The following is a 20,570-nucleotide window of genomic DNA, read 5'->3' on the forward strand; positions in this document are numbered from 1 at the left end:
AGTACAATGGCATATAGAGGGTAGGAAGTAAATTAGGTACCATCGGTCATTTTATTATTATTTATATTCAAAAAATGAGTATATAGAGGAGAACATAGAGATGCCAATACCATGTGATGTTGCTGTACTAGGTGGAGGAACGGGTGGATATGTTGCGGCGATCCGTGCTGCCCAGCTAGGCAAAAAGGTCGTTATTATTGAAAAGGACAAGCTCGGTGGAACTTGCCTGCATCGTGGCTGTATTCCAAGCAAGGCGCTATTGAAAAGTGCCGAGATGTATGCTGAAATTCAGGATAGCGAGAGCTACGGCATCGAGACAACAGGAGCAACGCTTGTGTTCCCGAAGGTTCAGGCGCGTAAAGATGCGATTGTGGAGCAACTTCATCAGGGCGTTCAATATTTGATGAAAAAAAATAAAATTGAAGTTGTGCACGCCAAAGGACGTGTGATTGGGCCATCGATCTTCTCACCACAGAGCGGAGCTGTAGCGGTGGAGTTTGAGGACGGCGAGATGGACACAGTCGTTCCAACGAACCTCATTATTGCTACGGGCTCGCGTCCGCGTGTACTGCCGGGTCTTGAACCGGATGGAAGATATATCATGAGCAGTGATGAAGCGCTTCGCATGGACGAGCTGCCAGCTTCAATCCTTATTGTAGGCGGTGGTGTCATCGGTCTGGAATGGGCCTCTATGCTGAATGATTTTGGCGTGAGTGTGACGGTGATTGAGACAGCGGCTCATGTGCTTCCTGCGGAAGATGAAGATATAGCGAAAGAAATGCAGCGTTTACTAGGCAAACGGGGCGTACGTTTCTTGACTGGTGCTAAACTGATGACGGATAGCTACCGCACCGAAGATCAGAACGTGAACATTGATGTGCAGCTTGCGGGAGATAAGGTAGAAACGCTGACGGCTGAGAAAATGCTCGTGTCTGTTGGGCGTCAAGCTAACGTTGAAAATATCGGACTTGAGAACACGGATATCAAAGTAGAACGCGGTTTTATTGCCGTTAACCCATATTTGCAGACTGGAGAAGGCCATATCTATGCGATTGGTGACTGCATCGGCGGGTTACAGCTGGCCCATGCCGCAAGTCACGAAGGCATACTTGCAGTCAATCATCTTGCTGGTGAGAGCGTGCATCCGGTTGAAGCACATCGCATTCCGCGCTGCGTGTATACACGCCCAGAAGCTGCCAGCATTGGCTTCACTGAGAAGGAAGCTAAAGAACGCGGACACGAGATCAAAACCGGCAAGTTCCCATTCCAGGCGATCGGCAAGTCCTTGATTCACGGAAGTCGCGATGGATTCGTGAAGGTCATTGCAGATGCCCAAACGAATGATATTCTGGGGGTACATATGATAGGCACCCATGTTACGGAACTGATTGCAGAAGCTTCATTGGCACAGATGCTGGATGCAACGCCATGGGAAGTCGGACAGACCATACATCCGCATCCTTCATTGTCAGAAATCATGGGCGAAGCGATGTTAGCCGTGGACGGGAAAGCGATTGGAATGTAAGTCAGACACCCCCCTAGTGAGAAAGGTACTTTCCTTTTTTGGGCAAAAGGGATTATAATAAGGTTAAGCCAAGTCTTAGTACCAGGTTATAAGAGCGGGTAGTAGGACTTGCAAAAGGCTTTGATTAAAAGGAGGTACCTCATATGAGTTCACAAGGTACTGCAGATGCGGTTCATCGACATCAACAACTGGGACTTACCGATGGAGAAGTTTTAGATATGTACAAATACATGCTGCTTGCACGCAAGTTTGATGAACGTTGCTTGCTCTTGCAGCGGGCTGGCAAAATTAACTTTCACGTATCCGGTGTAGGCCAAGAGGCAGCGCAAGTCGGAGCGGCTTTTGGTTTGGATCGTAATCACGATTACTATTTGCCTTACTATCGCGATTATGGTTTTGTTCTTGCCGTAGGCATGACGCCGCGTGAGTTGATGTTGTCTGCCTTTGCGAAGGCGGAAGATCCAAACAGTGGCGGCCGGCAAATGCCAGGTCACTTTGGTCACAAGAAACTGCGTATCGTTACTGGGTCCAGTCCAGTGACTACGCAGGTTCCTCATGCGGTTGGCTTTGCTCTTGCTGCCAAAATGCAGAAGAAAGAGTTTGTTTCTTTTGTTACATTTGGGGAAGGTTCAAGCAATCAGGGGGATTTCCACGAAGGCGCAAACTTTGCGGGGGTGCATAAGCTTCCTGTGATCATTATGTGTGAGAACAATCAATATGCAATCTCGGTTCCGATTCACAAACAGCTTAGCGGCAAAATCTCTGATCGTGCACTGGGGTATGGTTTCCCGGGACTTCGTGTAGATGGCAATGATGCACTCGAAGTATACGCGGCTGTGAAGGAAGCGCGCCAGCGTGCTATCGCCGGTGAAGGTCCGACACTGATTGAAGCGATGATGTATCGTTTGTCTCCACACTCGACTTCGGATAATGATTTGGCCTACCGAACCAAGGAAGAAGTTGAGGAGAACTGGAAGAAAGACGGCGTACTTCGGATGAAAAATTATTTGATTGAATGCGGCATCTGGGATGAAGCCCGGGATGCGGATCTGGCTTCCCAGCTTGCGCTCGAAATGAAAGAAGCAACTGAATATGCAGACAATGCGCCATATCCTAAACCTGAGGACACGCTGACGCATGTCTATGCAGACAGCGAAGAAGGGGGACGGTAATCATGGCTATGATGGAATATATTGATGCAATCCGTCTCGCAATGAAAGAAGAGATGGAACGGGACGAGAATGTTTTTGTTCTTGGCGAGGATGTCGGTGTAAAAGGTGGCGTGTTCACCACAACCAAAGGGTTGCAGGATCAATTCGGCGAGATGCGTGTCATGGATACGCCATTGTCTGAATCTGCGATTGCCGGTGTGGCGATCGGTGCGGCAATGTACGGCATGAAGCCGATTGCGGAAATGCAATATTCGGACTTTATGCTGCCAGCAACAAATCAGATTATTAGTGAGGCGGCCAAAATCCGTTATCGGTCTAACAATGATTGGAGCTGTCCAATCGTAATTCGAGCGCCAATCGGCGGCGGGATCTTCGGCGGCTTGTACCACTCTCAATGTCCGGAATCCATTTTCTTTGGAACGCCGGGACTCAAAATCATCGCTCCTTACTCGGCGTATGACGCCAAAGGATTGCTTAAAGCGGCAGTCCGTGACCCTGACCCGGTACTCTTTTTCGAAAATAAAAAATGTTACAAGTTGATCAAGGAAGATGTGCCTGAGGATGATTACATCGTTCCAATCGGTAAGGCCAATGTCCTTCGTGAAGGTGCTGATATTACGGTCATCGGATACAGTCAGCCACTGCATTTTGTCATGCAGGCCGCAGAGGAATTGGAACGGGAAGAGGGCATTACGGCACACGTACTGGACCTGCGTACACTGCAACCGCTCGACCGTGAAGCCATTATCGCTTCCGCCCGGTTGACAGGCAAGGTGCTGATCGTACACGAAGATAACAAAACAGGTGGTGTAGGCGCAGAAGTTGCGGCAATCATCAGTGAGGAATGTTTGTTTGATCTGGATGCGCCTATTCAGCGTTTGTGTGGTCCAGATGTACCAGCTATGCCAATCAGTCCTACGTTGGAGAAATTTTATATGCTGAGCAAGGATAAAGCCAAAACAGCCATGCGCGAACTTGCAGCGTATTGATCAATAAAGATAGAACAAAGTTTGGAGTGATAAATCAATGGCTGAACGTATGAAATGGATCGAGGTCATTATGCCGCAGCTCGCAGAATCCCTGGTCTCGGCTACCATAGGCAAATGGTTGAAAAAACCGGGTGACCGTGTGGAACAGTACGAGCCGATCTGTGAAGTCATTACGGATAAAGTGAATGCCGAGATACCGTCTACGGTGGATGGCATTATGGGTGATCTATTGGTGGAAGAAGGAACGACCATTGCGGTAGGTGAGGCCATCTGCCGTATGCAAGTCGTTGCTACTGATGAAGATACGGCGGAACAAGTTACACCTGTTGCGGGCGAGCAACAACCATCGCAGCAAGCTCAGGTTCAGCGTAATGCAGGTCAATCTCCTGCTACGGGCACAAACGCAGCTGCGTTTGATCCGAATCAGCCGATGCGCCATCGTTATTCTCCTGCGGTGCAATCCCTGGCAGCAGAGCATGGGTTGAATCTGCAACATGTTCAGGGAACAGGCGCCGGCGGCCGGATTACACGTAAAGACGTGCTTTCTTATGTTGCACAGGGCGGACAGGCAAACACAGTACAAGCACCCGTTCAAACATCTAACATTGCTGCACAGGCTTCATCGTCTTCCCCGTTTAGCGGAATCAGAGATGCTGGTGCAACTACGTCATCAATAGCTGCGAACGGCGTAGCAGGACAGACACTTCCTGCATCCGATGCGGGCGTTCCTGTGCGTCATTCGGGAATCCATCTGACCGAAAGTCCGAAAATTCCACAGATTGAAGTGGAAGGCGGCGGACAAGGAAGATCAGAATATTTTATCGATGTTACCCCAGTGCGTAATGCCATAGCGCGTAATATGCGTCAAAGTGTATCTGAAATTCCTCATGCGTGGACAATGATTGAGGTGGATGTAACCAACCTCGTCATGTTGCGCAACAAATTGAAGGATGAGTTCAAACGGAAAGAGGGCATTAACCTGACCTATCTTTCATTCATGATGAAGGGAGTCGTCAATGCGATTAAAGATTACCCGATCATGAACTCGGTATGGGCAGTTGATAAAATTATTGTCAAGCGGGATATTAACCTGTCCATGGCTGTAGGTACAGAGGATTCGGTGCTTACACCTGTCATCAAACAGGCAGATCAGCGCAATATCGCAGGTCTTGCTCGTGAGATTGATGACCTGGCTCGTAAAACCCGTGAAGGCACGCTGAAGCTGGATCACATGCAGGGTGGTACATTTACGGTGAACAATACAGGTTCATTCGGTTCGATCCTGTCCCAGCCGATTATCAATTACCCACAGGCGGCTATCCTTACGTTTGAGTCCATAGTGAAAAAACCGGTTGTCATTAACGATATGATCGCGGTGCGGTCCATGGCTAACCTGTGTCTTTCCCTGGATCATCGGATTCTGGATGGCGTCATCTGTGGCCGCTTCTTGCAACGTGTCAAGGAAAATCTGGAAGGGTACAATATGGAAACGAAAGTGTATTAAGTTTATGATATAAAATGACGGGAAAGTGTATGTGCCTCGGGCCGTGCACTTTTCTGGCTGTCTAGAGACAGACATATTTTCATATATTAAACCATGGGCAGAAGGATGTGGGAAAGTATGGGCAAACCGCTGAATGTGGCATACATACCTATGCTTGATTATGAAGCGGCATGGAATCTTCAGAAATCAATTGTGCAACAATTGGACGAAGGTGAAGGTCCTGAACAGATGTTGCTTTTACAGCATCCACCAACCTATACGATTGGATCACAGAATCATCCGGAGCATCTGCTTTGGAGTGAGGAAGAGTTGAAAGCTCAAGGGATATCCTTGTTTCAAATTGATCGCGGCGGTGATATTACTTATCATGGGCCGGGTCAATTGGTAGGTTACCCTTTGTTAGTGCTTGGTCGGGATGAGGAATTGGATTTGCATGGTTACTTGCGTAAGCTGGAGCAGGTGATGATCGATTATCTCGCTGACCAGGACGTTGTATCCGGCCGTAAAGAGGGATATACAGGCGTATGGATCGGTGACCTGAAGATTGCTGCCATCGGCATCAAGTTTAACCGGTGCAAGCATCGACGTGGATTTGTGACGAGTCACGGGTTTGCTTTTAACATTACCTCAGGTATTCAACATGCCGGGTTTCAGGGCATTATTCCATGCGGAATTGAACAGTATGGTGTGACTTCTTTGGAGGATATCACGGGGAAGTCATACACGATTGAGCAGGTAGCCCGGGATATTGTGCCTTATTTTCAGCGTATATTCCCATATGACCTGATATGGAGTACAGAAGAAGAAGCCCTCCAGCGTCTGTAGACAGCGCGTTAGAAGAGCTTCAGATCGTAGTGACTATCCAAACAGCAACGGTTCCAGCGCAATGAAAAGAGTGGAGCCAACCATGGCTGCCAGCATGAGATAGATCACAATTTTGAACCATTTCTTATTTTGCATGAAGAGAGAACTCCTTTCAGAACTTTTGAACAAGCCATAGTACCTGTATTGTACCGTATCTACGATAGGGAGGAAAGTCTAATGATTAATGAACAGCGTGTGATTCAGCAATTTATGGATCTAGTGCAGATTGATAGCGAAACAAAAAATGAACAGAACATATCCAAGGTGTTAAAAGAACAATTCGCAAATCTTGGCCTTAACGTCTATGAGGACAATACGATGAACCAGACAGGGCATGGTGCGGGAAATCTGGTTGTTACACTGGAAGCTGCAGGTGTGGAAGGTGTAGAGCCGATGCTCTTCACATGTCACATGGACACCGTAACCCCCGGACAGGGAATCAAACCGGAGCTTGGCGAGGACGGATGGATTCGCAGTGATGGCACAACAATTCTGGGAGCGGATGACAAGGCGGGCATTGCGGCTCTGTTTGAAGCTATTCGTGTCATTCAGGAGAACAACATTCCGCATGGCAAAATTCAGTTTGTGATTACGGTCGGGGAAGAGTCCGGTCTTGTCGGTGCACGAGCAATGAATCCGAAAGATATCGATGCTGCCTTTGGTTATGCGCTGGATTCTAACGGAGCGGTGGGTACGATCTGCGTGGCTGCTCCAGCAAGAGCGGAGATTGAGATGAAAATCTATGGCAAGTCGGCACATGCCGGTGTGAATCCGGAAGATGGAATCAGTGCCATTCAGGTTGCAGCCAAAGCGATTGCAGCGATGAAGCTTGGACGCATTGACGACGAAACGACAGCGAATATTGGCAAATTCCAAGGCGGCTCTGCATTGAACGTCGTATGTGATTTTGTTCAGATCGATGCGGAGGCCCGCAGTATTGTGCAGGAGAAAATTGAACAGCAAATTGCCCAAATGCGTGAAGCTTTGGAGACGACATGTCGCAAATATGGTGCAACCGCAGAGTTCCGCAGTGAGATTAAATATCCAGCATTCGGATTCCATGACGACCATGAGGTAGTGCAACTTGCCCAGCGGGCGATTCAAAGCCTGGGTTTGGAAACAAGCACGTTTGCTTCTGGTGGCGGCAGTGATGCGAACATTTTTAACGGCTTCGGCATTCCAACGGTGAATCTGGCTGTGGGGTATGAAGATATTCACACAACCAAAGAACGCATTCGCGCTGCAGACATTGTGAAACTTTCCCAAGTCGTTATCGCGATTGTGCAGGAAACGGCAAAAGGAAAGTAAGCGATCGAAATAAAAGATACTCTATGGGATGATAGAAGCGTAGCGTTCTCTGAAAAAAAATGAAAGTCCGAATTCGGTGCAGACCGGGTTCGGACTTTTTGAACAATGTTAAACCTTCTAGCCTTTGCGTCCGGCTAGCATGTCGACTAGTTTGGTTTCGGAGCCCCATTCACGCATCCACTGTCTAAGGATAAGCTGTACTTGTCTGGCTTGTCCGACCACATGTGCTGATTGCGGTGTGAGATAACTTTTCATTTGGTGAGTCCCCCTTGGTTCTCGATGTACGTATTAGACTTGTACACACGATAAAATTCGTATAGGCTCACCATATGCCTGAAATCGCCATTTTATACATCTCAGTTCAATTGAACGAATTTTTTACACATCAACGGAGAGGACAGAAAAAAACTGGAAAAGCGAAGCGGTCGCCTTTATCACCGGATTTTCTACCTTTGCAACAAGAGAATCAAAAAATCTGGGGATAACAGCGATTGGAAGTTTCTTCTGTCATCGGAGTGTCCGTGTAAATTAGCTCAGTTCAATTGAACTCAACACAAATGAAACGGAGCTGAAGTCCACATGAAATCAAAAACAACAGCTGCATCCATCTATGCACCGCAGCCTGCGAATCCTAAGCTTGATGAAGTGACGGTATCCACCAAGCCCATTTTTGAGGGCAAAGTGATCTCACTTCAGGTAGACACAGTGAAGCTGCCAAACGGGCAGACGGCGACCCGAGAGATTATCAAACACCCAGGAGCGGTAGCGGTACTGGCATTAAGGGGAGATCGCATGCTGGTCGTGGATCAATACCGTCAGGCGATGGGGCGTACCGAAGTGGAAATTCCTGCGGGCAAGCTTGATCCGGGTGAAGAGCCAGAGGTGGCAGCGGCGCGTGAATTGAAGGAAGAAACGGGATATGAAGCCAAGTCGCTCCGTCATCTGCGGTCTTTCTACACCTCACCAGGCTTCGCGGACGAGATCATTCACCTGTATATCGCCGAAGAGCTGGAAGCTGGAGAGATGGCCCTGGACGAAGACGAGTTTCTTGAAGTATCGGAGATTACGCTGGAGGAAGCGTACAAGCTGATGGACGAAAATCGGATCAGTGATGCCAAAACGATGATGGCTGTGTATGCGTGGGATATTTACAAAACGACAGGACGGTTTTAATCATGCAAAATCAAAAGGGAACGCTACCGCTGTGGGAGCCGTGTTATGCGGATCTGCATATCCACATCGGACGCACGTCACGTGGTGAGGCGGTTAAAATCAGCGGCAGCCGTGACTTAACTTTTGAGAATATAGCCCGGGAGGCTTCCACTCGTAAAGGAGTTCATTTGCTTGGGGTCATTGATTGCCATTCTCCGGTTGTGCAGAGGGATATTGAGGAGCTGCTGGAGAACGGTACGATGTCTGAGGTTGAGGGCGGCGGTATTGCGTATCAGGATACAACCATTCTGCTCGGAACCGAAATCGAGCTTCGCGAGCCTGAGATGCGTGAGTTCCACATGCTCGCCTACTTCCGGGATCTGGGTACAATAAAGTCTTTTACAACCTGGATGACACGTTATATGAAAAATGTAAATCTCAGCTCCCAGCGGGTATATGTACCTGCTCTTGAGATGCAAGCGGAGATCAAGGCACGCGGCGGGCTTATTGTACCCGCTCACGTGTTTACACCGCATAAGGGCATCTATGGTAGCACAGCGCCACGTATGGCGGATGTGCTGGACACGAGCCTAGTGGATGCGGTTGAACTGGGTCTAAGCTCGGATTCCTCTATGGCGAGTTACATTCGGGAACTGGATCAGGTTCCGTTTCTAACGAATTCGGATGCGCATTCGCTAGGTAAAATCGGGCGGGAATACAATGAGTTACAGATTGCATCGCCTTCTTTTGACGAATTCCGTATGGCATTGCTAGGGGAAGAGGGGAGAAGGATTGCGGCCAATTATGGTTTGAATCCAAGACTCGGTAAGTATCACCGGACCTATTGTGCAGCATGTGGTAGCGTTATGGATGAGAAGGATCTATCCGCTGAACGTTGTGCTCTTTGTGGTAGCCCAAAGCTTGTTCAAGGGGTGCTGGATCGTATTCTGGCTATTGCTGACCGTGAGCAACCGAAGCTTCCAGCAGACAGGCCACCATACTATTATCAGGTTCCGCTTGAGTTCATTCCAGGCCTTGGCAAAGCCAAGTTGCGTCAACTGCTGGATCGTTTTGGAACAGAGATGGCTGTCTTGCATCGTACAGACGAAGCTCAACTAGCCGAGGTCGTTGGTTCGGTGCTCGCTGAATTGATCGTAGCGGCTCGTAATGGCCAACTGACATTGTCCTCTGGCGGTGGGGGCACATACGGTAAGGTCGCAACCAAAGAGCGGACATCTCAGAAAATGTAGAACGAGTATGATGAGTAGAGCAGGTTGTTATAATTCGGACAAGAAGTCATACAGGTGAGCCCAGGTTCATAAGCTGAATCATAAGGATGATTAAGTCTTACGTTTGATATGTCTTATATCTCCTTGCAGCAGGATAACCGGAAAGGGGACTCGTACCTGTATGCGTTCTTCTTATTTTACGTTCAAAGGGCAAACCTCGTTATATGTATTCGTCGCTGTCTTGTTTCTGGTCGGTGTCATCTTTGGCGCATTGATGGTCAACGCTCTTTCCTTGGAACAGCGCCAGGATCTCGAAGCCTATTTGGGCAATTTTTTCATGACGGTGCAACATAGTTCGCAAGGGACAGAGCACACCGCTTATTGGGATATTGCCATGCTTCATCTAAAATGGGTCGGGTTAATCTTTATTCTCGGCTTGTCTGTTGTAGGTTTGCCAGGCATACTGGTTCTGGATTTTTTAAAAGGGGTACTGATCGGTTTTACCGTAGGTTATCTCGTCGGACAGTACTCGTGGAAAGGGCTGCTGTTTGCACTTGTATCCGTAGCGCCGCATAATCTGTTCGTCATTCCAATCCTGCTGATCTGCAGTGTGGCTGCAATGACGTTCTCGTTATATATCATACGCAATCGCGTTTTGATGCACCGTGCACCAGGCCGTCAAAGACCGTTTGCATCCTATGTTATTTTGACCGTAGTTATGGCGGTACTGCTGCTGGGGGTGGCCTCTTTTGAAACGTGGATTACCCCCGCAATGATGCGCTGGGTCACGCCGATGCTATTGAATAATATCTGAGAGCATAAATTAATCCCCCACCTTAACCTTAATCGGTCGGCGGGGGATTAATTTATCCTTCCGTATACTCACTAATTTCAAAGATAAGAATTTTATCAAAAACAACGTAGTCCTTACGTTTGCTAAAGGGGCCTTTGTTATTTATGTACTTATCTATTGCATATGATCCGGGACCCCTACCCTCATCACGAGAAGCATACCAATTCAAGAAGGCATCGACATCTTTCATTGGTAAATCGTATTCTTTTTCGAATCCATTTATTAAAGTAACAGTTAGCATTGCTTTAGCACCTCCTTGCTCTGGAACTGGTAAGGGAGTTGGTGTAGGAATAGGAGTTGTAGTTGATTTTGGATCTAAAGTTCTTAATGTTAGACCGTATATCTTCATATCTTGGGATCCTGATGTTTCTATTGTGATTTTGTGAGCGTTATTCAATGGAAAACCATTTCGCATTAAAGTGGTTCCGTTAATGACTTGGGAAAATAGTATTTTCCCATCAATATCATAGAGCTTAACAGTTGTATCAAAGCCACTATTGCTTGCTGATAACCCAATACCAGTAAGTGCTACATTTTCATCAATAGTTGCAGTCATTTTCCCAATCAGCGAAAAGGCCTTGCTTGCACTATAGTTTCCGTCAGTGGGACTAGAAATAACTCGACCGTCATCGTGATAAAAAGGAATACCTAACAGAACATTACGTTCTATTTCTGCAGCATTTACAATATAATTTGGGAATGTAGCTAAAATAATAATTAATGCTAAAAGTAATTTCAATTTCTTCATTGTTTAATCTCCTTTATTATGTATTATCTCTATAATGACTTTATGAGATTTAAAATGGTTTGTCTAAACATTTTTATCTATATTTGTAAAATGTTAAAATGAAAAAATAAGTTTCTCTTTTTACTTTTTAGAAGGTATTTGTGGATTTTTTTTAATCTAAAACAGATTTATGAATCTTCGATAATCCGACCGCAAATTCATAAGAAAGAATAGCAATGGACACGACTACAGTAGCTCTATGTAAAATATATAAGACAATAAATCATATTAAGAACCTAATTGCAGTTTAAATTCAAATACATTTGGTTTAATTGAAATTAAGGGATTTAATCTTATTTTTTTGGATAATTAACGTTTCATAATATGCCTTTTATCTCCTAGTCTCTACATAAAATATTTTGCTTAATGATGCGCTGGGTCACGCCGATGTTGCTTCCTGTCTAGCTTGTACTGCATGTCCTAAAATGTTGACTTTGATATTGAACTCCCCCTATAATGAAAAGAGTGGGTTAAGTTGCAGTGTGCAGTGATTTCCTAGGGGGAGGGAGAAAATGGAAGCACGGATTGATAAAATTAAGCAGCAACTACAGTCCCAAGGTTATAAATTAACGCCCCAGCGGGAAGCCACCGTAAGAGTACTTTTAGAGAATGAAGAAGATCATCTGAGTGCAGAGGATGTATTCATGCTCGTTAAAGAAAAGGCTCCCGAAATCGGTCTGGCAACCGTGTACCGTACCCTCGAACTATTGAGTGAGCTGCATGTTGTAGAGAAAATCAACTTCGGCGACGGTGTAGCGCGTTATGATCTGCGCGGAGATACATCCAAGCATCACCATCATCACTTAATCTGCGTGCAATGCGGAAGTATGGATGAAATACGTGAGGACTGGCTTGGACCGCTTGAAGAACGACTGGAGCGGGAATTTAACTTTTCGGTCGTAGATCACCGACTGGACTTTCATGGAATTTGTTATCGTTGCAAAGCTAAAAATGAACAAAAGCCCAAAGATGAAGAATAACATAGCCTATCTTCAAGCTCTCACCGGCGGTTTTGACGGGGGAGCTTTTTTGGTCACGAACCTGGCTTATGGTTCACTCGTCAAGGCATATTCCCGGACATTGGGACATACCCTGTTTCAAGAACGATACTGGACTTGAAATATGGGAGGGGACAGTTCCAATGATTATATCTGTGCGGAGAGGGCTCCGTTTTATACGATTTATTGTGTTTTTTGCTGCGCTGGTGTATCTGTTTTACCATGTACTCGATCTGTTTAACGGCTGGATTTCACCTGTGGATCAGTATCAGATGCCAACGGGCAATGCGGTTAAGGTATTTCAGGAAACGGATTGGCCAGGCACGGGAGAAGCGCGTCCTACGATGGCGGAGCGGCTTCGTCTCTTCTATTGGTACGGTGAGTAGCTGCAGGCGTGAGTGGTTCGGTCCATCAGGGATGCAAATACGGAAAGCAGCCTGCCGTTTGGCATTGCTGTCAGATGAGGAGTGTTGTACATGAATCAGACCATACACGCCTATGCTTTATACCTGGAAGAAGATAAAGGAATGTCTAGTAGCACACTGGAATCCTATCTTCGAGATGTGGACAAGTTCGTTGAATTTGTAAGAAAGGAATATGGAATTCGTGAAGCGAGTGAGGTTAGACGAACACATGTTGTGTTATTTGCAGGCCAGCTCAAACAGGACGGCCGTGCGAATGCAACGATTGCTCGCAGTATCGTATCCTTGCGATCCTATTTCCATTTTCTGATGCGGCGCGGCGAGATTGTACAGGACCCTACGTTTGATGTGGAAGCACCCAAAGCCGACAAGACACCTCCACAAGTTCTTACGATTCCGGAGATCGAACTGCTTCTTGCCTCTCCTGACGTCAGTTCCCCGCAAGGCGTTCGAGATCGAGCCATGCTGGAGTTGTTATATGCTACGGGCATCCGGGTGTCGGAACTGATTGCGCTGGATGTACGGGATGTGCAGCCTGCTATGCGATTCATTCGTTGCGGCGGAGCGGGGAAAGAGCGCATTCTTCCGATTGGTGCACCGGCTGCTCACTGGACGAGCGTATATATAGACGAGTTCCGTGAACAATTGCTTAAAGCAGGAACGGACGAGCAGGCATTATTTGTGAATGTATCCGGCAGACGTTTGACCCGGCAGGGATTCTGGAAGTTGCTGAAAAAATCTGCTGTGGACGCGGGTATCTCGGGTGAAATTACACCGCATACGCTGCGCCATTCATTTGCGGCTCACCTCATTGCGAGCGGAGCTGACACTCGTGCGGTGCAGGACATGCTTGGTCATGTCGAACAGCCTGGACAGCAATACAGTCAGCATGGGCGCAAGACGATGAAAGAAATTTATGAGACCCATCATCCGCGTGCAAAATAAGGCTTAGCGCATGGTTTGAAGCATGAAAAAGAATGCTTTAGCGTTTTAAGTTAACTTATATTTCAAATCAACCAACGCCGTTCTTTCTACATATGCGGGTTGCATGTTAAATTTCTGATTTTTTACGCCAACACAGGTGTAGGCATGACAACCCTGCTACATCATAAACGGTTCGTTACTACTCAAGGAGGAACAACATCTCATGACAACACTAAACCAACAGATGATTGCAGAGGCAGCATCTTATATTCAAAGCAAAAGCTCCATCAAGCCGGAGGTCGGTTTGATTCTCGGGTCAGGTCTCGGCGTTCTGGCTGAACTAATTGAAGATGGCGTCAACATTGCGTATCAGGATATTCCACATTTCCCGGTGTCCACTGTAGAAGGACATGAAGGCGAACTGTTGCTTGGCACGATCCAAGGTCGTCCGGTTGTAATGATGAAAGGCCGCTTTCATATGTACGAAGGATACGGCCCAGAATTGACGGCATTCCCGGTACGTGTCATGAAAGCGCTGGGCGTAAGCAGTCTGCTAGTAACGAATGCAGCGGGCGGCGTAAATACTTCTTATCAAGCGGGCGACTTGATGCTTATCTCTGATCATTTGAATATGACAGGCAAAAACCCGTTAATTGGTCCGAATGATGCCGCGCTTGGCGTACGCTTCCCCGATTTATCCGAAGCCTACAGCCGTCGTCTTCGTGCACTTGCCAAGGATACGGCAGCAACTCAAGGTTTTAATGTGCAAGAAGGTGTGTATGCAGGTCTGCTTGGCCCTAACTACGAAACTCCAGCAGAGATCAGAATGCTTCGTACTCTCGGTGCCGATGCAGTAGGGATGTCCACCGTTTCTGAAGTGATCGTAGCTCGCCATGCGGGCATTGAAGTGCTCGGCATTTCTTGCATCAGTAACATGGCAGCGGGTATCTTGGATCAGCCTTTGTCTCATGACGAGGTAATGGAAACGACGGAGCGTGTACGAGAAGCTTTCTTGGCGCTCGTACTGGCGGTCATTCCTAAGATGTAATGAGGAACTGAAGATTGAACAGTTCCAAATCTTTAGTTTGACGGATTGAATAAGGAACAATTCATTGAATGATGTTTGCTCAATGGGTTGTTTCTTTTTTTATAAAATGAAATATGAGAATGATTATATGCATTTACATGGAAAGCAATGATCTAATGCTTGGCTCAATGTCAAATGGTTCTGTCGTTGTCTCAAATCTTCCTCGCACCTGACCGTTCTGATCGATCAAAAATTTAGTGAAGTTCCACTTGATCCCATCACCCTTGTAGATATAAGGGAATTTTTCTTTTAGAAAATGGTCCATCCATTCCCCGCTAGCCGTTTCAGTGTCAAAGCCTAGAAACGGTGCTTGATTGGTTAAAAACCGAAAGATAGGATGAGCGTGTAGCCCCCTGACTTCAATTTTTTCAAATAACGGGAACGTTAGCTTCATTTGATTTTCACAATGAGTTTTCACTTCCGAATTGTCCCCTGGTTCCTTCTCGTTAAACTGGTTACACGGAAATGCAAGAATTTCGAAACCATAACGATGGTACTTTTCGTACAGCTGTTGAAGTGTGTCAAATTGACGAGAATAGCTGCACTTACTGGCTGTGTTTACAACAAGGAGTACATTTCCTCGGTATGTGGTTAGATCAGCTAACCTGCCATCTATGAAATGGACTTTATTATCATAAAAAGACATCTGAATCATCCTCCTACGTTATTTCAATTGTGACATATACATCATAAGCCGACATCGCCCATAGGAGAAATATATATAAATGATAACTTACATAGGAAAATCCTATAATTAATCTTTCATGGACTTGTGTTCGCTGCACTTTAGTGTATCTTCAGATAAAAAGTTAGGGAAAACCTGCTGAGATTGGAATAATTTACTTCAAACCCGCCGACAATGGATAGCAGTACATGCGAGGACTTACCACCGCGCTATTCATTTGAGGAGGGAACCTAGTGAAAAAAAGAATAATGGCATCGTTCATGACCCTTTGTATGCTGCTGCCCGTAATGGCATCTTCTGCTTTGGCTGAGGAAACACCCAAGGCTGCTGGCGGGGCGGATTTGGCTCCATCAGCACGTTCAGCCATTCTGATGGATGCAGATACGGGAACTGTTATTTATGAGAAAAACAGTCATGATCAGCTGCCTCCGGCGAGCATAACGAAAATTATGACCATGTTACTTACCATGGAAGCGATTAGTTCAGGCAAACTGAAGTTAACGGATAAGGTAAGAACGAGTGAATATGCGGCGTCTATGGGGGGCTCACAGATTTTTCTGGAGCCTGGGGAAGAGATGAGCGTGGATGACATGTTAAAAGGCATTGCCATGGCCTCCGGCAATGATGCATCTGTCGCGATGGCCGAGAAGCTTGCTGGCTCGGAAGAGGCTTTTGTACAGATGATGAACGAGCGTGCGCAGGAGCTGGGCATGAAGGATACACGTTTTGCCAACGCGAACGGTCTGCCGGTGGATAATCATTATTCCTCTGCGCACGATATCGCGGTGATGAGCCGCGAACTGCTAAAACATCAGGGGATTACGAAGTACACGGGTGCATATCAGGACTACTTGCGTAAAGATTCCGAGAAGCCGTTCTGGCTCGTAAATACAAACAAACTGGTACGTTTCTATCAAGGCGCAGACGGCTTGAAAACGGGGTACACATCCGAAGCGAAATTCTGTCTGTCGGCTACAGCTTCTAAAGATGGGCTGCGTGTCGTTGCGGTAGTCCTTGGCGAGCCGAATACAAAAACCCGGAACAGTGAAGTATCCTCCATGTTTGATTATGCATTTGCACAATACACGATGAAGGCACTGTACAAAGCAGGTGATCTGCTGGGCAGTCTGAAGATTGAAAAAGGTGATGTCGCGGAGATGCCGCTGAATGCTGCGCAAAACTACAGTGTTCTGATGCGTAAAGGAGCGAAGTCGACAGATATCCGGCATGAGCTGATTGTAGCCAAAGAAGTGAAGGCTCCAATTAAGGCTGGTCAGAGTGTAGGTAAACTCGTCGTATATCAAGGCAACGAGGTAATTAAAGAGTTTGATATTCAGGCTCCGCAAGACGTGGGTAAGGCAGGCTGGTGGAAGCTGTTCAAGCGTACAACCTCGAACTTGTTTGATTAAGCGGCAGGAAGCGCCATTCTCCCTGGGACTGGAACGGTTTTTGTAGTTAAATAGGGGTTTTCTTCTAGTTTTGTCGGGGGGCAGGAAAAGCCTTTGGCAACGTAGAAAACCTTGTTCTAAGACAGGGAGGAGAGTGGGCAAACGTGAATTTGAATGTGGACATGGAGCATCACCGCGGGATTTTGATTGTGCGATTATCCGGGGAGCTGGATCACCATACAGCTGACATGGTACGTATGCAGATGGATGAAGCGATACAGCGCAGACAATGTGAACATCTGGTGCTGAGTTTGAAAGACCTCGAATTTATGGACAGTTCAGGCCTAGGTGTTATTTTGGGAAGATACAAGTTGATCAAAAATAAAGGCGGCAAAATGGTCGTCTGTGATGTGAATCCGCCGGTATACCGTTTGCTGGAAATGTCGGGATTGTTCAAGATCATGCCGATATACGAAAATGAGGGCACTGCCCTCTCAGGTCTGGAGGTCGTCTCATGAATGAAGGAACAGGGACAAATTTCATGAATCTGCAATTTGCGGCCAAGTCGGAGAATGAATCGTTTGCACGGGTTACCGTTGCAGCTTTTATCTCTCAGCTTGATCCAACGATGGACGAGCTTAGTGATCTGAAAACGGTTGTCTCCGAAGCGGTGACCAACAGCATCATCCACGGATACAATAACAATCCGGAAGGTGTTGTGACCATTCAAGCCGAGATTCGTGACGATATGATTACGATTATTGTAGAGGATCGCGGTGAAGGCATCGAAGATCTTGATCTAGCCAAACAGCCGCTGTATACATCCAAACCCGAACTTGAGCGGTCGGGCATGGGCTTTACGATCATGGAAAATTTTATGGATGAATTCGAAGTCAGCAGTGAGCCCGGCAGAGGCACCTCCATCAAGATGAAAAAAAGGATTGAATCCAAGAAAGCATTGTATAATTAGGGGTTGGTGTTCTTATGGATGCTGAAGTGAAACCATCTTCACAGACCTACTTGGACGATGCCGAGGTCAAACGGCTGATTGCGCTCAGTCAGTCGGGTGACCATGAATCACGGGATACGCTGGTGAACTGCAACATCAGACTCGTCTGGTCCGTCGTGCAGCGTTTTATGAACAGGGGATATGAACCGGAGGATCTGTTCCAGATTGGTTGTATCGGCCTGCTCAAGTCAGTGGACAAGTTCGATCTCAGTTACGACGTGAAATTCTCGACGTATGCGGTGCCGATGATTATTGGTGAGATTCAGCGTTTCCTACGGGATGATGGAACCTTGAAGGTCAGTCGTTCGCTGAAAGAGATGGCCAATAAAGTTCGCAAGAAGAGGGATGAATTGTCCAAACATCTGGATCGACTGCCCACAATTAAGGAAGTGGCCGCTGAACTGGGGGTTACCCCGGAGGAAGTGGTATTCGCCCAGGAGGCTAACAAACCGCCGACCTCCATTCATGAGACAGTATTCGAGAATGACGGTGATCCGATTACACTGATGGATCAGATCGCGGACGAATCTCAGGAGAAGTGGTTTGACAAGCTGGCGCTAAATGAAGCAATTGGCGGTCTCAGTGAGCGGGAAAGACTCATCGTCTATCTGCGATATTATCGGGACCAAACCCAATCGGAAGTGGCAAGCAGGCTGGGAATATCCCAGGTGCAGGTCTCACGGCTGGAGAAAAAAATACTGCAATCTATTCGCGATCAAATCGCGCAGTGATTCAGGATTGATTCAGGGCTGATTACATCCATCGGTTTGGGTGAGGAATCATCATAATACGACAACTAACAACCTCAATTCGCGTTAATTAGCGATGAGGTTATTTGTCGTTTTAATATTTGTTTGGAGAAAGCTACTTCAGTTTTTTGGTGAGTAAGATTTCTAAAGGTTCGTCCTCAAGCATCAAACACCCTGAATCTCGATAGCCTAATTTCCTATAAAAATGCTGCGCCCCTTCATTTGCTAATGTAGACGTCATGACCAAAGGAAAACCTTGCTTCTTCATTTCATTTTCCCAAAAAAGAACCGCCTTCGTACCTATTCCTTCATTTCGATGTACATCTTCAATCCAGAGCATATTCATAAAAGGTGTGTTGTCCCAAAAAAAGCTGTACCGAATCCATCCAATATTGTTCTGCTCTTCATCCTGTATGATAAAGATCTCATCAGCCATAATTTTCGGTAGGATCAGCTTCTCTAAAATATGGTGGTCCTGCTCTTTAATATATTCGTAGTGTGATTGATCTGCTGTAATGATCTTCAATATAATGACTCCTTCGTTCTCCTCTTCTTCATAAAAATCTATATCGAATGATGTGTACACATTTTTCCAAAATTGAATTGCAGGAATGTTGGTTATAATTTGACCAACAGCATATCTCCCAAGAAAATGTTTGAACAACGCTTTGCATGCAGCCCTGCCTAGACCCTGCCGGCGATAGTTTCTCATGATGAAAAATGAATTCAAAACATAATCAGCAAATTCCCCTGATTAGAGAATGGGCCGCTTTGAACCAAATTGAAACCTTTCATTTTTTGATCGTGCAAGCGTATAAAGTACGGTGTTTAATCCTTCCTTTTCAAAGAACCAATCCAGTACATTAAATTCGAATAGACCATTTCGGGGGATTCATCTCTATGTATTGATTAAATTCGGACAAATCATGAAGGAATTAAGTCATTACATTTTTGAGAATATGTTTATCTTGTCGTTCAGCTTTTGTAATTAGAATCACAAGCCGCTCCTCCTATAAAGTTATTTCTTCAAGCTTAGCAAAGGCGCATCTTAAAAAATATATAAAAGATAATTAGAAAAGTTTATTGCACAAAAAAAATCACACCATACAAATATGATGTGATATTTATAGGCCTTACTTTTTTGAATATATAATTTTTTTGATACTATCGCTGGAAAGACAATACTCTTCAGAGAGTGCAGCAATCGTTAATCCATCGAAATATTGTTGACGTATTGTCTCGTTTCTTTGGCTTAAATATGTGCGACTTCCCGAATTTTCTCCCCACTTTTTTCTGTGGCCTTCAGGTATTGGAATGTAAACCATGCTGCCTTGAATATATTTCTGTATTTCTATTAATAGTTCTTCTGGTAAAATGACATCGGCGTTTACATATTTCATGGTCACTCTGCTCCTTAAAAATAAAATTCAAGGTTGCAAAGCCTATCCTATAAACAATTACCGAATTGGATATTAAGACGGTTACTACTCCAGCTCCATACAAACAACCGTCGTTGTTTATAGATCAAGACTTTGCATGGAGCATGCGGGACGTTTACTCAACATTTCAGACCTCACTTTCAAAAAACCTTTTACATAACTTTCTAGAATAATCGGCTCTTTCCTGCCCGCCGCCCGCAAGTTTCTTCCATTTCGTTTGGAATAAGAGGGAGGCAAGCCAGCGGAGGGATGGAATCGGTAAAAGGAGCGAAGCGAGCGCGTTTATAACCGGATTTCCTCCTTGGAAAGGAGAGAATCAGAAATCCGGGGATAACCAGCGCCCGACACCGATCCATCCCGCAGCGTCCAGCGCCCCCTCCACACTCTTTTCCCTGCCCGCCGCCCGCAAGTTTCTTCCATTTCGTTTGGAATAAGAGGGAGGCAAGCCAGCGGAGGGATGGAATCGGTAAAAGGAGCGAAGCGAGC

At 46.2% G+C, this 20,570-nt stretch carries 24 protein-coding genes and 1 pseudogene; 18 read left to right on the plus strand and 7 right to left on the minus strand.

Annotated elements, in window-relative coordinates; all coding sequences use genetic code 11:
• Window positions 1-100 precede the first annotated feature (100 nt).
• The 5 genes from lpdA to lipB all read left to right on the plus strand — a co-directional run bounded on the left by lpdA (window position 101) and on the right by lipB (window position 6,015).
• Window positions 101-1,525, plus strand: a complete 1,425-nt coding sequence (lpdA, locus tag ABIE27_RS04350) for a dihydrolipoyl dehydrogenase (protein ID WP_429349966.1) — start codon at window positions 101-103, stop codon at window positions 1,523-1,525.
• Between the two features lie 143 nt (window positions 1,526-1,668).
• A complete protein-coding gene (locus ABIE27_RS04355; protein WP_123062235.1) occupies window positions 1,669-2,697 on the plus strand; it encodes a thiamine pyrophosphate-dependent dehydrogenase E1 component subunit alpha in 1,029 nt (342 codons plus the stop codon).
• Window positions 2,698-2,699: 2 nt separating this feature from the next.
• A complete protein-coding gene (locus ABIE27_RS04360) occupies window positions 2,700-3,686 on the plus strand; it encodes an alpha-ketoacid dehydrogenase subunit beta (RefSeq protein ID WP_123062234.1) in 987 nt (328 codons plus the stop codon).
• Between the two features lie 37 nt (window positions 3,687-3,723).
• A complete protein-coding gene (locus ABIE27_RS04365) occupies window positions 3,724-5,190 on the plus strand; it encodes a dihydrolipoamide acetyltransferase family protein (protein ID WP_123062233.1) in 1,467 nt (488 codons plus the stop codon).
• A gap of 117 nt (window positions 5,191-5,307) precedes the next feature.
• Window positions 5,308-6,015: a lipoyl(octanoyl) transferase LipB gene (lipB, locus tag ABIE27_RS04370; protein ID WP_123062232.1), complete on the plus strand. Its 708-nt coding sequence runs from the start codon at window positions 5,308-5,310 to the stop codon at window positions 6,013-6,015.
• Between the two features lie 33 nt (window positions 6,016-6,048).
• On the opposite strand, the gene prli42 is transcribed toward lipB, so the two are convergent.
• Complete coding sequence (gene prli42, locus ABIE27_RS04375) at window positions 6,049-6,150, minus strand: stressosome-associated protein Prli42 (RefSeq protein ID WP_090922458.1); 102 nt, start codon at window positions 6,148-6,150, stop codon at window positions 6,049-6,051.
• A gap of 81 nt (window positions 6,151-6,231) precedes the next feature.
• On the opposite strand from prli42, the gene ABIE27_RS04380 reads away from it, so the two are divergent.
• Window positions 6,232-7,362: a M20/M25/M40 family metallo-hydrolase gene (locus ABIE27_RS04380; protein ID WP_123062231.1), complete on the plus strand. Its 1,131-nt coding sequence runs from the start codon at window positions 6,232-6,234 to the stop codon at window positions 7,360-7,362.
• Between the two features lie 117 nt (window positions 7,363-7,479).
• Here ABIE27_RS04380 and ABIE27_RS04385 read toward each other — a convergent pair whose 3' ends face one another.
• Window positions 7,480-7,617: a Z-ring formation inhibitor MciZ gene (locus ABIE27_RS04385; RefSeq protein ID WP_123062230.1), complete on the minus strand. Its 138-nt coding sequence runs from the start codon at window positions 7,615-7,617 to the stop codon at window positions 7,480-7,482.
• 324 nt (window positions 7,618-7,941) lie between these two features.
• Between ABIE27_RS04385 and ABIE27_RS04390 the strand changes: the two genes are divergently transcribed.
• From ABIE27_RS04390 to spoIIM, 3 genes are all read left to right on the plus strand, one after another.
• Window positions 7,942-8,535 (plus strand): NUDIX domain-containing protein, encoded by a 594-nt coding sequence (locus ABIE27_RS04390; protein ID WP_429349967.1) that lies wholly within the window; start codon window positions 7,942-7,944, stop codon window positions 8,533-8,535.
• Window positions 8,536-8,537: 2 nt separating this feature from the next.
• A complete protein-coding gene (locus tag ABIE27_RS04395; protein WP_429349968.1) occupies window positions 8,538-9,764 on the plus strand; it encodes an endonuclease Q family protein in 1,227 nt (408 codons plus the stop codon).
• 160 nt (window positions 9,765-9,924) lie between these two features.
• A complete protein-coding gene (spoIIM, locus tag ABIE27_RS04400) occupies window positions 9,925-10,557 on the plus strand; it encodes a stage II sporulation protein M (protein ID WP_429349969.1) in 633 nt (210 codons plus the stop codon).
• Between the two features lie 52 nt (window positions 10,558-10,609).
• Here the strand turns inward: spoIIM and ABIE27_RS04405 are convergent, their stop codons facing one another.
• Complete coding sequence (locus tag ABIE27_RS04405) at window positions 10,610-11,344, minus strand: hypothetical protein (protein WP_429349970.1); 735 nt, start codon at window positions 11,342-11,344, stop codon at window positions 10,610-10,612.
• A gap of 551 nt (window positions 11,345-11,895) precedes the next feature.
• Between ABIE27_RS04405 and ABIE27_RS04410 the strand changes: the two genes are divergently transcribed.
• The 5 genes from ABIE27_RS04410 to ABIE27_RS04430 all read left to right on the plus strand — a co-directional run bounded on the left by ABIE27_RS04410 (window position 11,896) and on the right by ABIE27_RS04430 (window position 14,775).
• Window positions 11,896-12,363 carry a Fur family transcriptional regulator gene (locus ABIE27_RS04410; protein ID WP_090922447.1) on the plus strand — a complete coding sequence of 156 codons (468 nt, stop codon included), beginning with the start codon at window positions 11,896-11,898 and terminating at the stop codon, window positions 12,361-12,363.
• Entirely contained in the window at window positions 12,353-12,502 is a 150-nt protein-coding gene (locus ABIE27_RS04415; RefSeq protein ID WP_161556822.1) for a hypothetical protein, read from the plus strand. Before ABIE27_RS04410 ends, ABIE27_RS04415 begins: the two co-directional genes overlap by 11 nt.
• Window positions 12,503-12,524: 22 nt before the next feature.
• The gene (locus ABIE27_RS04420; protein ID WP_090922446.1) at window positions 12,525-12,767 is read left to right on the plus strand and encodes a DUF4227 family protein; all 243 of its coding nucleotides are present in this window, start codon (window positions 12,525-12,527) and stop codon (window positions 12,765-12,767) included.
• Window positions 12,768-12,857: 90 nt separating this feature from the next.
• Window positions 12,858-13,748, plus strand: a complete 891-nt coding sequence (locus ABIE27_RS04425) for a tyrosine recombinase (protein WP_123062226.1) — start codon at window positions 12,858-12,860, stop codon at window positions 13,746-13,748.
• 202 nt (window positions 13,749-13,950) lie between these two features.
• On the plus strand, window positions 13,951-14,775 hold the full coding sequence (locus ABIE27_RS04430) for a purine-nucleoside phosphorylase (RefSeq protein WP_123062225.1): 825 nt from the start codon (window positions 13,951-13,953) through the stop codon (window positions 14,773-14,775).
• 133 nt (window positions 14,776-14,908) lie between these two features.
• On the opposite strand, the gene ABIE27_RS04435 is transcribed toward ABIE27_RS04430, so the two are convergent.
• Window positions 14,909-15,460 carry a glutathione peroxidase gene (locus ABIE27_RS04435; protein WP_123062224.1) on the minus strand — a complete coding sequence of 184 codons (552 nt, stop codon included), beginning with the start codon at window positions 15,458-15,460 and terminating at the stop codon, window positions 14,909-14,911.
• Window positions 15,461-15,786: 326 nt separating this feature from the next.
• Here ABIE27_RS04435 and ABIE27_RS04440 point away from each other — a divergent pair, with 326 nt between their 5' ends.
• From ABIE27_RS04440 to sigF, 4 genes are all read left to right on the plus strand, one after another.
• Complete coding sequence (locus tag ABIE27_RS04440) at window positions 15,787-16,908, plus strand: D-alanyl-D-alanine carboxypeptidase family protein (RefSeq protein ID WP_418792761.1); 1,122 nt, start codon at window positions 15,787-15,789, stop codon at window positions 16,906-16,908.
• 143 nt (window positions 16,909-17,051) lie between these two features.
• Window positions 17,052-17,405, plus strand: a complete 354-nt coding sequence (gene spoIIAA, locus ABIE27_RS04445) for an anti-sigma F factor antagonist (protein WP_090922436.1) — start codon at window positions 17,052-17,054, stop codon at window positions 17,403-17,405.
• Window positions 17,402-17,857 (plus strand): anti-sigma F factor, encoded by a 456-nt coding sequence (gene spoIIAB, locus ABIE27_RS04450; RefSeq protein WP_123062222.1) that lies wholly within the window; start codon window positions 17,402-17,404, stop codon window positions 17,855-17,857. Before spoIIAA ends, spoIIAB begins: the two co-directional genes overlap by 4 nt.
• A 14-nt stretch (window positions 17,858-17,871) precedes the next feature.
• Window positions 17,872-18,627 carry an RNA polymerase sporulation sigma factor SigF gene (gene sigF, locus ABIE27_RS04455; protein ID WP_090922432.1) on the plus strand — a complete coding sequence of 252 codons (756 nt, stop codon included), beginning with the start codon at window positions 17,872-17,874 and terminating at the stop codon, window positions 18,625-18,627.
• A gap of 133 nt (window positions 18,628-18,760) precedes the next feature.
• Here the strand turns inward: sigF and ABIE27_RS04460 are convergent, their stop codons facing one another.
• The 3 genes and pseudogenes from ABIE27_RS04460 to ABIE27_RS04470 all read right to left on the minus strand — a co-directional run bounded on the left by ABIE27_RS04460 (window position 18,761) and on the right by ABIE27_RS04470 (window position 20,045).
• Window positions 18,761-19,171, minus strand: a complete 411-nt coding sequence (locus ABIE27_RS04460) for a GNAT family N-acetyltransferase (protein WP_240036635.1) — start codon at window positions 19,169-19,171, stop codon at window positions 18,761-18,763.
• Window positions 19,172-19,246: 75 nt separating this feature from the next.
• A pseudogene (locus tag ABIE27_RS04465) lies at window positions 19,247-19,375 on the minus strand (GNAT family N-acetyltransferase); the annotation flags it as partial.
• Between the two features lie 403 nt (window positions 19,376-19,778).
• Window positions 19,779-20,045, minus strand: a complete 267-nt coding sequence (locus tag ABIE27_RS04470; protein ID WP_123062220.1) for a CD3324 family protein — start codon at window positions 20,043-20,045, stop codon at window positions 19,779-19,781.
• Window positions 20,046-20,570 lie beyond the last annotated feature (525 nt).

The sequence above is a fragment of the Paenibacillus sp. 4624 genome, from assembly GCF_050435065.1.
Lineage (GTDB): Bacteria > Bacillota > Bacilli > Paenibacillales > Paenibacillaceae > Paenibacillus > Paenibacillus amylolyticus_D.